This window comes from Bradyrhizobium sp. (assembly GCF_035701725.1).
Lineage (GTDB): Bacteria > Pseudomonadota > Alphaproteobacteria > Rhizobiales > Xanthobacteraceae > Bradyrhizobium.
The window spans coordinates 1-14,035 of the sequence record NZ_DASSRP010000055.1 but is presented as its reverse complement, the minus strand read 5'-3'; the positions used below and the strand labels follow the sequence as shown (position 1 = coordinate 14,035).

Below are 14,035 nucleotides of genomic sequence, written 5' to 3'. Positions count from 1 at the left end.
GTGCTGGAGGCGGTCAACCGCATCAAGCGGCTCTCCAACGCGGTTCAGGTAATCGCCGGCAATATCGCCACCAGGGAAGGCGCGCAGGCGCTGATCGATGCGGGCGCAGACTCCATCAAGGTCGGCATCGGCCCGGGCTCGATCTGCACCACGCGCATCGTTGCCGGCGTCGGCGTGCCGCAGCTCACCGCAATCATGGATGCGGTCGAGGCCGCCAAGAAGGCCGACGTGCCCGTGATCGCCGACGGCGGCATCAAGTTCTCGGGCGACCTCGCCAAGGCGCTCGCCGCAGGCGCCGATATCGCGATGGTCGGCTCGCTGCTGGCCGGCACTGACGAGACGCCGGGCGAAGTGTTCCTGTGGCAGGGCCGTTCCTACAAGGCCTATCGCGGCATGGGCTCGGTCGGCGCGATGGCCCGCGGCTCGGCCGATCGCTACTTCCAGCAGGACATCAAGGACACCCTCAAGCTGGTGCCTGAAGGCATCGAGGGCCAGGTGCCCTACAAGGGGCCGGTCGCCAATGTCATGCATCAGCTCGCGGGCGGCCTGCGCGCCGCGATGGGCTATGTCGGGGCCCGCACGATCGGCGAATTCCACGACAAGGCGGAGTTCGTGCGCATCACCGGTGCGGGCCTGCGCGAAAGCCACGTTCACGACGTCACAATCACGCGCGAGGCGCCGAATTATCCAGGCGGGGCGTGATCTAGCTCCAGTTTTACTTTCGTCATTCCGGGGCAGCCCGCAGGGCTGAACCCGGAATCCATCTATCCAGACATTCTTGCGGCACTATGGATCCCGGGTTCGCTTGCTTCGCTCGTGCCCTGACATGACGGCGTTGTGGTGCTTCGCCGCATACGCATCATGCATCATGGCGTATGGGGTGCGCTGATCATCCAGTGTACATCCAGCCGATGTTGAATCGGCTGGAAACGAGCGTGTCATCGCCGCCCATCAGCGACGGTTTGCCACCCGAGCGCCGCATCTGGGCGGTGCTCGCGATTTCGCTCGCGGTCGGCATGGCCTCGCTCGATACCGCGATCGCCAACATCGCGCTGCCGTCGATTGCCGCTGACCTGAAAGTGAGCCCGGCGGACGTGGTCTGGGTGGTCAACGTCTATCAGATCGCGCTGGTGGCAACGCTGCTGCCGCTCGGCGCGCTCGGGGAGATCGTCGGCTATAAGCGGATCTACCTCGGCGGCCTTCTGCTGTTCACGATCGCCTCGCTCGGATGTGCGCTGGCGTGGTCGTTGCCGAGCCTGTTGATAGCGCGCGCGCTGCAAGGTTTGGGCGCCAGCGGCTTGATGGCGGTCAACTCGGCGCTGATCCGCTTCGTCTATCCGACCCGGATGCTCGGTCGCGGCTTCGGCTATAACGCCATGGTCGTCGGCACCGCCTTTACCCTCGGACCGACGATCGCTTCGGGGCTTCTGGCTCTTGGGCCCTGGCCGTGGCTGTTCGCGGTCAACATTCCCTTTGGCCTGCTGGCGATGGCGATCGGCCTGCGTATGCTGCCGTCAACGCCGCGCGCCGGTCATGGCTTCGATTTTCTCGGCGCGTTTCTGGCTGCGGCGTGCGTCGGCCTTGTTATCACGGGCATTGGCAGCGCGGCTCATAAGGCCGCAACGGGCGTAGTCGTCGCCGAACTCGTGGTCGGGATCGTACTTGGCCTTGCAGTGATCCGCCGCCATGCCGATCACCCGGCGCCGATGCTGCCGGTCGATCTGTTTCGCACGCCGATGTTTGCGCTCTCGGCGGCGACCGCCGTCTGCTCGTTCGCGGTTCAAGGGATCGGCTTCGTCGCGCTGCCGTTCTATTTCGAGGACATTCTGCACCGGACGCAGGTGGAGACCGGTTTCTTCATGACGCCGTGGCCGCTGGTGGTTGCGATCATGGCGCCGGTGGCCGGCCGTCTCAGCGACCGCCATCCGGTGGGACTGCTCGGCGGCGTCGGGCTTGTGATTCTCGGAATCGGCATGACGTTATTGGCGACGCTTCCGGAGTCCCCCGGCGTGCTCAACATCGTCTGGCGCATGGTGGTCTGCGGACTGGGCTTCGGCTTCTTCCAGACCCCGAACCTGCGCGCGATCATGTCGAGCGCACCGGCCGGGCGTAGCGGCGGGGCGAGCGGCATCGTCGCGACCGCGCGCCTGACCGGGCAGACCACCGGGGCGGCGCTCGCCGCGTTATGTTTTGCGCTGGCCGACCACGACGGCGCAACACTCGCACTGGCGCTCGGGGCCGGATTTGCCGCGGTCGGCAGCGTGATGAGCTTTCTCAGGCTGACGGTATCGGCGCCGAAGCCGTGAATGCGTTATCCCCGTTGCACGCTGGCGCCGCCATCGACCGGCAGCGTCACGCCGGTGATGAAGGAAGCCTCATCGGAGGCGAGAAACAGCGCGGCATTGGCGACGTCCCAGGCCGTGCCCATCTTGTGGCGCAGCGGAACCTGCGCATCGCGCATCGCCGCGACCTCCGCGCGCGTTTTGTTGAAGGCCTTGGCGCGGGTATCGACCGCCATCGGCGTGTCCATCAGGCCCGGCAGGATCACGTTGGCGCGGATGCCATATTCCGCATTCTGATAGGCGAGTTGTTCGGTGAAGGCGATCATGGCCGCCTTGGTCGCCTTGTAGGCCACGTAGGGGTAGACGGTGATCGCCGCCATCGATGAGATGTTGATGATGGCGCCGCTTCCTTGGCTGCGCATGATCGGGATGGCGTATTTCGCCGCCAGAATGCAGCTCTTGAGGTTGATGGCGACGACGTTGTCGATCGCTTCTTCCTTGATCTGAAGCAGTTCGGAATCCCCGCCGGCGAGGCTGACGCCGACATTGTTGTGAAGTATATCAAGGCGGCCCCAGCGCTTTGGGGCTTCCTCCACCATCGCCTTCAGTTCGCATTCCCTGGTGACATCGGCCTCGAACGCCAGCGCCTTGCCGCCTTTGGCCTCGATCAGTCCGACGGTTTCCTGCGCGGAAGCAAGATTGCGGTCGACGCAGAGAACCGAGGCGCCCTCGCGCGCAAAGGTGATCGCGGTCGCCCGGCCGTTGCCCATGCCCTGACCCGGGCTCTGGCCCGCGCCGACCACAATGGCGATCCGATCTTTCAGCCGCATCTCGTGTCACTCCCGCACGTTTTTCTTTGCGGCGAGTTTACCGGAACTGCGGTCGCGAGGCTAACTCAACCCTGATGTGCGTCGGACAGGGAGCGGGTGCTGCTGCCCATCTGCGCCGCCAGCGCCCTGGCGCGCTCTGTTGTTTGCTGCCATTGCAACTCGAATTGGGCGCCGGGCTTGATCGACATCCTGGCAATATGGGCAAGCGCCACGTTGCGCATGTCGAGGATGGCGAAGGCGAGCAGCGCCATGGCGATTGCGGCGACGAGACCGTGGCCGATCATGTCGCGGTAGCTGCGATAACCGGTCTGGAAATAGATGGTGACGGTGAGCGCGACCGTCGTGGCCGCGGCGATCCCCGCAAGCGCCGGCATCAACAAGCCGGTTCCGTCGTCGCCGACGAGGTCGGACCAGTTCGCGGTGGGGCCTGCCACGAAACTCATGATTGCGGTGAGGGCGTTGTGGAGCGGTTCGAGGTTCATGGCAGCCTCTCGGAGCGAGGAGACGAAGGCTTAAGACTGCCCGTTGGTCGCCTCGGCCAAAGGCCGGGTTCACGTGGCTCGCGCCGCGGCGGCGGATTTATTGCCTATCGAGGGGGTGCAAATGTTAGAATCGGGGTGCGGAAAAGGAATCGGGGGCGGATAGGGCGGATCCAAAGTCCCTAAACGCCGCAACGGAAAACGAAGTTCGGAAGGTGGGCGATGTCGGTTCAATGGGTTCTGCTGCCGCTCTTTGTCCAGGTCGGGCTCACTTTCGCACTGTTGTTCGGCATCGGCGCGCGCCGTTCCGCCGCGGCGAACCGGGAGGCCGGGATCAGCGACATTGCGCGCAATCAGTTCGAACTACCGCTGCTGTTCTATGCACTGATCGCGATCGCGCTGCCGATCCGCCACGCCGACCTCGTGATCGTGATGCTGTCCTGGGTGTTCGTGGTCTGCCGCGTGGCCCATGCCGGCGTCTTCGTCAGTTCCAACGACGGAAACCGGCGCTGGATGGCCTGGCTCTCCAGCGCGCTTGTGCTGCTGGCGATGTGGGTCTATTTCGCACTGAAGATTTTGCTTCTCATCTGAAAGATCTGAATGACCCCCGCAGCAAGGCTCTCGGCGGCTATCGAGCTGATCGAGACCATCGATAGCGATCGCGTTCCCGCCGCGCAGGCGCTGAAGGAATGGGGCACCGCGCATCGCTTTGCCGGCTCTGGCGACCGTGCGGCGATTGCAGGCCTCGTTTGGGACGTGCTGCGCCGCCGTGCCTCCAGCGCCTTCATCATGGGCGAGGACAGCGCGCGGGCGCGGCTGCTCGGAATGCTTCGCCTCGAGCGCGGACTGTCGACCGACAACATCGGAGCGCTCTGCGACGGCGGACGCTTCGCGCCGTCGCCGCTTACCGACGCCGAGCGGTCGGCGTTGGCATCGCGTTCACTCGACGGCGCGCCGGCGCCCATCGCCGGCGATTATCCGGAATGGCTCGATCCGCATTTTGCCGAGGTGTTCGGCGAGGAACGCGCAGCGGAAGCAGCCGCCATGGCGAGCCGCGCGCCACTCGATCTGCGCGTCAATACGCTCAAGGCCAAGCGCGACAAGATGCTCGGCGCCATCGCGCATCTCGGCGCGGTGCCGACCCGGTGGTCGCCGATCGGGCTTCGCATCGAACTGTCGGCGGATGCGAAGAACCCCGGCATTGCGGCCGAGGAGGCCTTCATCAAGGGACAGATCGAGGTTCAAGACGAAGGCTCGCAGCTCGCGGCGCTGCTTTCGGCGGCCAAGCCCGGCGAGCAGGTGATCGATCTCTGCGCGGGCGCCGGCGGCAAGACGCTGGCGCTGGCGGCGATGATGCAGGGCAAGGGGCGGCTGATCGCGACCGACCACGACAAGCGCCAGCTCGCGCCGATCCACGAGCGGCTGTCGCGCGCGGGCGTCCACAATTGCGAGGTGCGCACGCCGAAAGGCGAGACTGAGGTGCTTTCCGACATCAGGGCCTCCGCCGATCTCGTCGTGATCGATGCGCCCTGCACCGGCACCGGCACCTGGCGGCGCAACCCGGACGCCAAGTGGCGTATACGCCCGGGTGCACTGGAAGTCCGCCTGAAGGCGCAAGCCGACGTGCTGGATCGCGCGGGCCCTCTGGTCAAGCCGGGCGGCCGCATCGCCTACATCACTTGCTCTGTGCTGCCGTCGGAAAACGGAGCACAGATCCGCGGTTTTCTCGCCCGCCATCCGGGTTTTGCGATTGTGCCGGCGGCCGAGGTTACGGCGGCGCTGTGGGACAAGGCCGAGGACTTTGCCGCCGCGACGCTTCAATCGCCCGAGGGGCTCTTGATGACGCCGCGGCGCACCGGCACCGACGGGTTTTTCGTCTCGGTGCTGCGGAAGGGGTAGCAAGCGCGATCGTTGCGGCCCGAAAGTCATCCGCCGTCATTCCGGGAAGAGTGGTTGTCATTCCGGGGCGCGAGTGAAACGAGCGAGCCGGGCTCCATCCGCTGTCATTCCCGGGCGCCACGATAGTGGCGAGCCCGGAATCCATAGCTCCAGGAATTCTTGCGACACGATGGATTCCGGGTTCGATGCTACCGCATCGCCCCCGAATGACGGCGGTTGGTGATAGTCGCTTTCGAAGGCGTCGCTGCGCGCGCTACATCGCGCTTTCGCTGTAGCAAATGCCGTGCGCGTCCATCTCTTTGACGGTGATCTTGCTCGGGTGCCGCTCGCGTCCCATGAACACCCAGCGCTCGAGGTCGGGCTTTTCGCCGGGCCAGGTCCGCAGCCAGGCCGACTTCACCCCATCGGGCAGATGCCTGACCTTCATCTGATAGACGTCATAGACCGGCGCGCGCATTCAGCTTCTCCCGTGCGCGCAAGGCTCGTCGCGAGTCGCGGCAAAACTGTGGGAGCGCTTGGGCAGCTTTGCGGCGGCCGGCATTCAGGGGGCGACATTCTCTCTGTCATGGCCGGGCTTGACCCGGCCATCCACGTCTTTGCACGCCGCGAAGAGAAAGCAAGACGTGGATCACCGGGACAAGCCCGGTGATGACAGCCTTTATGCGGGATCGCGCTTGCGCTGTTACTCCACCGGATAATTCCCCGACGCCTGCCGGATCAGGCCGGCATCATCGAGCCGGAGATATTCGCACACCTGCTTGCCGAGGTCGTTGCGATAGAGCACCGCGACGCTGTCGGGATTGAGGAAGGCTTCGAGCGGCGTGAAGTGCAGGTTCGGTCTCAACGTCAGCGCCTTGGTCCAATAGGCGCGGAGTTTTTCCTTGCCGCGCAGCGTGCCGCTGGCATCAAAGCCGAGCGTGACGATGTAGGGCGAGGTCATTTCGGCGTCGTCGGTATAGAGCTTCAGGACCCGTTCGAGATCGCGCGCGTTCCAGGCGGAGATCCATTCGGTTGCGAGTTTTTGCAGATCGGCCGCTGCGTGTGGCCCTGTCATGGTTTCCTCATTTGTAATTTAGGTCAGTATTACTGACATAAATGGATCTGTCCAGACCCGCCGCCGCCATTCCGGGAAGCTCTGTCACTTTCGTCGTTCCGGGATGGTGCGTCAGCACCAGACCCGGAATCCATTTCTCCTGACATTCTGCGGTCCGATGGATTCTCTGGTGCGCGATTGCGCACCATAGCTCGCCTCTTCGAGGCGCCCCGGAATGACGGCGGTGGGCCTCTACGGCGCCCCGGAATGACGGAAATACCGCAAACGACGGGCAGGGTGGGGACAGGGGCTTGGGAAGGGTTGCGACAGCGTTCGCCGTCGCGTAATTGCTTCGGATGACCTCCGCACCCAAAACCGCCGAGTCGCTGCCCACACCGGCCGCGGCGCATGAAAAGATTCTGATTGTCGATTTCGGCAGTCAGGTGACGCAACTGATCGCCCGCCGCGTCCGCGAGGAGGGCGTCTATTCCGAGATCGTGCCGTTCCAGAAGGCGGAAGAAGCCTTCCGCGACATGAAGCCGAAAGCCGTGATCCTGTCCGGCGGCCCGGAGTCGGTGCACGAGACCGGTTCACCGCGCGCGCCGCAACTGATCTTCGATTCCAAAGTTCCCGTGCTCGGGATCTGCTACGGCCAGATGACGATGGCCGCCCAGCTCGGCGGCGAGGTCGAGGGCGGGCATCACCGCGAATTCGGCCGCGCCGATGTCGAGGTGAAGGCGGAAAGCCATCTGTTCGACGGCGTGTGGGGCGCCGGCGAGAAGCATCAGGTCTGGATGAGCCATGGCGACCGCATCACCAAAATGCCGCCGGGCTTTGTCGTCGCCGGCGTCTCGCCGAACGCACCTTTCGCGGTGATCCAGGACGAGAAGCGCAAGTATTACGGGCTGATGTTCCACCCCGAGGTGGTGCACACGCCGGACGGCGCGAAACTCCTGCGCAACTTCGTCCGCAAGGTTGCAGGGCTCACCAGCGACTGGACCATGCGCGCGTTTCGTGACGAAGCGATCGAGAAGATCCGCAAGCAAGTCGGCCGCGGCAAGGTGATCTGCGGCCTGTCGGGTGGCGTGGATTCGGCGGTGGCGGCCGTGCTGATCCATGAAGCGATCGGCGACCAGCTCACCTGCGTGTTCGTCGACCACGGCCTGCTCCGGCTGAAGGAAGCCGAAACCGTCGTCGATCTGTTCCGCCACCACTACAACATCCCGCTGGTGCACGTGGATGCATCCAGGCAATTCCTCGGCGAGCTCGAGGGCGTCACCGATCCCGAAAAGAAGCGCAAGACCATCGGCAAGCTTTTCATCGACGTGTTCGAGGCCGAGGCCAAGAAGATCGGCGGCGCCGAATTTCTGGCGCAGGGCACGCTCTATCCCGACGTCATCGAGAGCGTCTCCTTCACCGGCGGTCCTTCGGTGACGATCAAGAGCCACCACAATGTCGGCGGTCTGCCGGATCGCATGAACATGAAGCTGGTCGAACCTCTTCGCGAACTGTTCAAGGACGAGGTGCGCGTGCTGGGCCGCGAGCTCGGCCTGCCGGATATTTTCGTCGGCCGGCATCCGTTTCCCGGACCGGGTCTTGCGATCCGCTGCCCCGGCGACATCACCGGCGAAAAGCTTGACATCCTGCGCAATGCGGACGCGGTCTACATCGACCAGATCCGAAAAGCGGGCCTGTACGACCAGATCTGGCAGGCCTTTGCAGTGCTGCTGCCGGTCAAGACCGTCGGCGTGATGGGCGACGGCCGCACCTACGACTATGTCGTGGGCCTGCGCGCGGTGACCTCGACCGATGGCATGACCGCGGACTTCTATCCCTTCGACATGAAATTCTTGGGCGAAACCGCGACCCGCATCATCAACGAGGTCAAGGGCGTCAACCGCGTGGTCTATGACGTGACGTCAAAGCCGCCGGGCACGATCGAGTGGGAGTAGGGGGAGGGGATATTCTAGAGTGCGTTGGAGATAAAATAGCGTTGGAAAGAAAAGGCGCTACGGGAGACGTCATTGATCACTCCTCTTACATCGTCTCTCCGTGCCGTTGTTTGTCCCAGTCATTGATTGACGGAAGTCGTCACTCGCGGCAGACGAACCAAGCCGACTGACAGTCGTTCTGACGGTTTGATCACAAGTCCCGAGACGCGGCGGAGAAAAGACCGTCAGGAATTGTGATTGTTCAGACGGTCTTGTTTCCAAGGCCGACTGCCCGAAACTTGCGGCGCCGCCCGTCGTCCCCGATCGTTGACCGAAGCGAATGCTGGTTGCGGCGACGTCTCATTCTGGTGGGTCGGGGAGAAGCCGGTAACGGCGGGCGTAAGCCCCTAGCGGGGGAGACAGCAAGTGAGCGAGCAAAAACGTTGTTTTTGGCCCTTCGCGACCGCTCGCAATGCCTGCCGGGACTCGGCTGTCAGGGGCAAACCTGACATCATCCGCACGGTGCGAAATCGACACCAATGACCCGATTCGGACATTGGCAGCACAGACTGTGAATTCGGCCACACTGTCCCCCGGCGCGTGTGGTAGCCTAGCTCCTGGCAGAAACGCTTCGGAAACGGGGACTACTATGCCTGAAATCCAGTTGCGCAGCCTCAGAGCCATCCTTGCAACCGATATCGCCGGGTACAGTCGCCTCGTCGAAAATGACGACGAAGGTACGCTGGTCCGGTGGAAGGCGCATTGGCACGCGCTGATCGAGCCTAAAATCAGGGAATTTCACGGCCGGATAGTAAGGGTCATCGGGGACGGGACCCTTGTGGAATTCGCAAGCGTGGTGGACGCTGTGCGCTGCGCCATTGAAATTCAGCGCGGAATGGCCATCCGCAACGCTGACGTGCCACAAGACAAGCGTATCGAGCTTCGTATGGGCATCAACTTCGGGGAGCTCATCCTTGATGGCGACGACTTCTGTGGCGATGCGATAAACATAGCGGCACGCCTAGAGGCGCTGGCGGAGCCCGGGGGCATTTGCGTTTCCGGCAGGGTGCAGGAGGACGCCCGGGGCAAGCTCGACATTGTCTTTGAGAACGCGGGTGAGCAGCAGCTTAAGAATATTGCGCGGCCGGTGCAATTATACCGCGTACGAATGGGTTCGGCGATACCTTCCTCCCCGCGCAAACCGGGCGCCGCCAGACCCAGGCTACGACTGGGCCTGGTCGCGGTCGCGCTGCTTTTCTTGGTTAGCGGTGTCGGCCAACTGGTCTCCTCCCACGCGGTCTCGGTGTCACAGGTATTCCACGAGGTGCCGGCCGCCCTAGCTCCGCTCGCTGACAAGCGCTCTGTTGCCGTGCTCCCGTTTCTCAACATGAGCAGCGACCCCGAACAAGAGTATTTCAGCGACGGGATGACCGAGGATCTGATTACAGAACTCTCCAGACTCACAGGGTTGTTCGTCATCGCCCGCAACTCCGTTTTCACATTCAAGGGCAGGACGGTCAAAACTGCCCAGGTGAGCCGCGAGTTAGGGGCACGATACGTCGTAGAAGGAAGCGTGCGCAAAGCCGACAACCGAATCCGGATCACGGCACAGTTGATCGACGCCCAGACGGGTTATCACATGTGGGCGCAGCATTACGACCGAGACTTACAGGACGTCTTTGCCGTGCAAGGGGAGATAGCCCGGAGGATCACGAGTGCGCTGGCCGTGAAGCTAACACAAGAGGAGGATAGGCATATGGGTCGACCCTACACGAGCAGCGCGGTGGCCTGGGAGTATTTCATGCGCGGGGCAGAGCTCTATCGGCGCTTTACACACAAGGACAATGCCAATGCTCGGAACCTTTTCGAGAAAGCGATCGATCTGGATCCGGATTTTGCCAGGGCGTACGCGAATCTGGCCGCCACCCATCGGCAAGATTTCACTGGGAGGTGGAGTCAGGACCCCCAATCTTCAGAGGATCTGGCCTATCGCTTTGCGCATAAGGCGCTTGAGCTCGCGAGAAATGAGCTCGAACCCAAGCCTTCGTTGCCGTTTGCTCTCGAACAAATGGGCTGGGTTCTCCTGTATAGAGAGAAATTTCAGGACGCCAAGGAAGCGGCAGAGGAGGCGGTCCAACGCAATCCCAACTATGCCGATGGCTACGCCTTATGGGCGCATGTGCTGATCTATTCGGGGGAACCAGAAGAAGCGCTTCGCAAATCGCAAGAAGCGATCGACCGCAATCCGATCTATCCGTTTTTCTATGACTATCACCAAGGCCAGGCTCATTACGTGTGGGGCGTCCTGACCCTGACGCAGGACCCTAACGAGAGCAGGCAACATTTCGAGAAGGCCGAGACACACCTTCGGGAGGCGCTGCGGAAAAACAACAATTTCAGACCGGCCCGCTCGTACCTCGTCGCTGCCCTCAGTGAGCTTGGTCGGAAGGATGAAGCGATGGAAGAGATGAATATCTCCTTGGCGAAAGGTGAGCCGTTGGTCAGCAACCTGAAGAGTGGCAACCAGCTGCTTGCTGACGAGCATATCCGCTCGCTAACGCCATATAAGGATCAAGAGATTAGAAAACGCCTCGCGAGTATCTGGCAGGAGGCGGCGCGCTGAAGAGAAGACCCCACAAGCCGAGAAAATAGAAAGGTGACTCCGAGCGTATTCCTCTGCTTGGTGCAAGCCGACCTACATCGGAAGCGCACCCTTCATCCTCGGGTCATCGAAAGCCAAACACGCTGCATGGGCGGCGAATGACTCATCAACGTCGTCGCGGTCTCGCGCTTTGATACGCGCCCGTTTCGTCGATCGAGCATCGGCGCGAACTTGCGCGATTGTGCCGGGCGGAGCTCTACTCCACCTTGATGCCGCCAGCCTTGATGATGGGCCACCACTTTTCGATTTCGAGTTTTTGGAGCGCACCGAGGGCTTCCGGGGTTTGCTGCTCGCGCGGCGGGATCTCCATCCCAAGGTCCGCCAGACGCGCTCGAACGTTTGCATTTGCCAGTGCCGTGACCACTGCTTCATTGAGCTTTGCAATTACATCTTTGAGCGTTCCCCGCGGCACCCAAAACGCGGTCCAATTTCCACCGTAGAACTCGGTCAATCCCGCTTCGTCGACGGTCGGAATGTCTGGCGCCGCCGACAAGCGCCTCTTCGCCATCACCGCCAAGGCTTTGATAGTCCCCGCACGCAGCTGCGGCAAAGAATTGATCGGACTATCAATCAGAAAGTCGATCTGACCGCCCATCAGGTCCGTCATTGCAAGAGCGATCGTTCGATACGGGACGAACTGAAAACGCGTTCCGGTCATTTTTTCGAAAAAGGCACCATACACGTGCCCTGGGCTTCCTGCACCCGCGGTTCCGAGTGAAGCTTTATCGGGATTGGCCTTAAGCCAGTCGATAAATCCTTTCAGATCGTTTGCTGGCAAGCTCTTCCTCGTAACGATGACTGCAGCATTGGTTGATAGCAATGCGAGCGGCGCAAAGCTGTCCAACAAATTGTAGTTCAGCGAATACACCGCGCCATTAACAACGTGCGTCTGCCATTGACCTGCACTGATCGTATATCCATCGGGATCCGCGCGGACCGCGCGAGCCACCCCGATCGTGCCTCCCGCACCTCCCACGTTTTCAATGATGATGGGTTGGCCAAGGGCTTCACGCATAGGCTCACTAACGAGGCGCGTGATCGAGTCCGTTGGTCCCCCCGCGGGATAGGGGACGATGATTGTAATTGGCTTGGCGGGATAGGCCTGCGTCTGCCCGACCGCCGGCAATGCGGGCAGCGCGGAAGCGGCGGCAGCCAGATGCAGGAATTGTCGACGACAGCAAGATATTATAACGATGCTCCATGGGAACGGCGTGGCACGCGGGCCACATCATAGACGGAGAAATGGCTTCCGCGCTCGCGCTACGCGCGCCCCGGAATGACAGGTACCCCTGCGGCAGGGACGCACCCCAATCATTCTTCACCCCCCATACGCAAACAGCTCGACCGGTTCGCTGAAGCCGCGGACGCGGTGCTCACCGACGCGCTCGAGCTCGAAATCGCCTTTGACGAGATCGGCAAAGGCCTGCGACAGCAGCACGTTCTTTCCCACCTGCTTGGTCAGCGCCTCCAGCCGCGAGGCCATGTTGACCGCGGGCCCGATTACGGTGAAGTCGAGGCGGGCGCTCGAGCCGATATTGCCGTACATGACGTCGCCCACATGGACGCCGATGCCGAAATTCAGCGGCGCGCGGCCAGCCTCGCCGTGCGCCTTGTTCAAGGCGATCATGTTCTGGCGCGCCTCGGCCACCGCGTGCAAGAGGTTGGCGCAGGCAGTGGGCTCGCTGAGCGGAAAGATCGCGAGCAGGCCATCGCCCATGAATTTCAGGATTTCCCCGCCGTGCCGCGCGATCGGCTCCGACACCGCATCGAAATAGCCGTTGAGTAGCTCGATGACGTCGTCGCGCGGCCAGTTGTCGGAGATGTGCGTGAAATCCCGCAAATCGCAGATCATGATCGCGGCGCGCACCGTCGTGCCCGTGCCGCGCCGGGTCGCGCCCGCCAGGATTAGTTCGCCGGCATGTGCGCCGACATAGGTCTCCAGCAGCGTCCGCGCCAGGCGATTCTTGACCCGGATCTCGCTGACCAGTGCGAGGATCGGCAACAGTCGTTGCAGGCTGGCGATATGCGCTTCGTCGAAGCCATCAGCGCGGTCGGTGGCAAAGGTCACCATGTGGCGCTTGCCAAGCGTATGGTACAGCGGCCAGGCGATATAGTCGGTCAAGCCCATCGCGCGCATCTCGTCATAAACGGCATGCTTGCGGCGGTGCGCGACATCGCCTGTGAGGTTCTCGCGCACTTCGCCGGCGCCCTCGAAGATCTCGGAGGCCGGGCTGCCGATGAATTCGGATCGTCCCCGCACATCGTGGTCGACGCGCGTGATCTCGGCCGCACGCATGCCGTCGGCCCACATGATCTTGGCGCCGAGCCATTGCGGATGCTGGATCACGACATGCAGCGTCGCGCGCTTCAGCGGAATGCCGGCGCGCTGCAAGCGCAGGCACATCTCGGCGAAGATATTGTCGAGAAAGCGCTCCTCGCGCACGTCGTTGGTCAGCCAGCGCAGGACATCGTCATCGGAAGAGGCGGCAGGCTCGATCTTGGGCGGCGCGTTCATGTCTGGCTCCGGGGAGGGTGTTCGACGATATGTCGGGTTTCGGCGCGATGGCGTCAATGGACCCCGTTATCCGGCTGGTTTACCCGTTGTCTTCCAGGCATTCCGGAGGGTCGGACGTCACCTCCGAGATGATAATCGCGTAGCCATCCGGGTCCAGAAACGAGAATTCGCGACGCCCGTACCAATAGACTTCAGGTCCCCATTCAATCGCGACCTTGCCGGCGCATGAGGCGCTTGCGAACGGTTTTGGCTGGGTGATGGTTTATGCCAGCGCCGGCGTCTGGATCATGGCCGCCGTCAGCTTCCTGATTTTTAGCGCGCGGCCGGCGCCGCGCGCCGAGGTGCAGTGTTCGGAGTGAAAAAGAGCGCCCGCCGCCGCGCCTGGAGGACGCGCCGGCGGCGGG

The 14,035-nt window shown here is 62.7% G+C and carries 12 protein-coding genes; 6 read left to right on the top strand and 6 right to left on the bottom strand.

Annotation, left to right across the window (positions count from 1 at the left end; genetic code table 11):
• Together guaB and VFL62_RS02835 are read left to right on the top strand one after the other, a co-directional pair.
• Positions 1 to 702, top strand: a 702-nt coding sequence (guaB, locus tag VFL62_RS02840) for an IMP dehydrogenase (protein WP_325170866.1), incomplete at its 5' end; no start/stop codon positions are given.
• A gap of 209 nt (positions 703 to 911) precedes the next feature.
• Positions 912 to 2,306, top strand: a complete 1,395-nt coding sequence (locus VFL62_RS02835) for an MFS transporter (protein WP_325170865.1) — start codon at positions 912 to 914, stop codon at positions 2,304 to 2,306.
• A 5-nt stretch (positions 2,307 to 2,311) separates the two neighbouring features.
• Here VFL62_RS02835 and VFL62_RS02830 read toward each other — a convergent pair whose 3' ends face one another.
• Both VFL62_RS02830 and VFL62_RS02825 read right to left on the bottom strand, forming a co-directional pair.
• Positions 2,312 to 3,112: an SDR family NAD(P)-dependent oxidoreductase gene (locus VFL62_RS02830; protein WP_325170864.1), complete on the bottom strand. Its 801-nt coding sequence runs from the start codon at positions 3,110 to 3,112 to the stop codon at positions 2,312 to 2,314.
• A 65-nt stretch (positions 3,113 to 3,177) separates the two neighbouring features.
• Positions 3,178 to 3,594, bottom strand: a complete 417-nt coding sequence (locus tag VFL62_RS02825) for a hypothetical protein (protein WP_325170863.1) — start codon at positions 3,592 to 3,594, stop codon at positions 3,178 to 3,180.
• 219 nt (positions 3,595 to 3,813) lie between these two features.
• On the opposite strand from VFL62_RS02825, the gene VFL62_RS02820 reads away from it, so the two are divergent.
• The gene (locus VFL62_RS02820) at positions 3,814 to 4,182 is read left to right on the top strand and encodes an MAPEG family protein (RefSeq protein ID WP_325170862.1); all 369 of its coding nucleotides are present in this window, start codon (positions 3,814 to 3,816) and stop codon (positions 4,180 to 4,182) included.
• Positions 4,183 to 4,191: 9 nt separating this feature from the next.
• On the top strand, positions 4,192 to 5,490 hold the full coding sequence (locus VFL62_RS02815) for an RsmB/NOP family class I SAM-dependent RNA methyltransferase (RefSeq protein WP_325170861.1): 1,299 nt from the start codon (positions 4,192 to 4,194) through the stop codon (positions 5,488 to 5,490).
• A gap of 253 nt (positions 5,491 to 5,743) precedes the next feature.
• Here VFL62_RS02815 and VFL62_RS02810 read toward each other — a convergent pair whose 3' ends face one another.
• A complete protein-coding gene (locus VFL62_RS02810; RefSeq protein WP_325170860.1) occupies positions 5,744 to 5,947 on the bottom strand; it encodes a hypothetical protein in 204 nt (67 codons plus the stop codon).
• Positions 5,948 to 6,172: 225 nt separating this feature from the next.
• Complete coding sequence (locus VFL62_RS02805) at positions 6,173 to 6,544, bottom strand: nuclear transport factor 2 family protein (protein ID WP_325170859.1); 372 nt, start codon at positions 6,542 to 6,544, stop codon at positions 6,173 to 6,175.
• 335 nt (positions 6,545 to 6,879) lie between these two features.
• Between VFL62_RS02805 and guaA the strand changes: the two genes are divergently transcribed.
• Both guaA and VFL62_RS02795 read left to right on the top strand, forming a co-directional pair.
• On the top strand, positions 6,880 to 8,475 hold the full coding sequence (guaA, locus tag VFL62_RS02800) for a glutamine-hydrolyzing GMP synthase (protein ID WP_325170858.1): 1,596 nt from the start codon (positions 6,880 to 6,882) through the stop codon (positions 8,473 to 8,475).
• Between the two features lie 628 nt (positions 8,476 to 9,103).
• Entirely contained in the window at positions 9,104 to 11,077 is a 1,974-nt protein-coding gene (locus VFL62_RS02795; protein WP_325170857.1) for an adenylate/guanylate cyclase domain-containing protein, read from the top strand.
• A 235-nt stretch (positions 11,078 to 11,312) separates the two neighbouring features.
• Here the strand turns inward: VFL62_RS02795 and VFL62_RS02790 are convergent, their stop codons facing one another.
• Positions 11,313 to 12,242: a tripartite tricarboxylate transporter substrate-binding protein gene (locus VFL62_RS02790; protein ID WP_325170856.1), complete on the bottom strand. Its 930-nt coding sequence runs from the start codon at positions 12,240 to 12,242 to the stop codon at positions 11,313 to 11,315.
• 192 nt (positions 12,243 to 12,434) lie between these two features.
• Positions 12,435 to 13,631 carry an adenylate/guanylate cyclase domain-containing protein gene (locus VFL62_RS02785; RefSeq protein WP_325170855.1) on the bottom strand — a complete coding sequence of 399 codons (1,197 nt, stop codon included), beginning with the start codon at positions 13,629 to 13,631 and terminating at the stop codon, positions 12,435 to 12,437.
• Between the last annotated feature and the right edge of the window lie 404 nt (positions 13,632 to 14,035).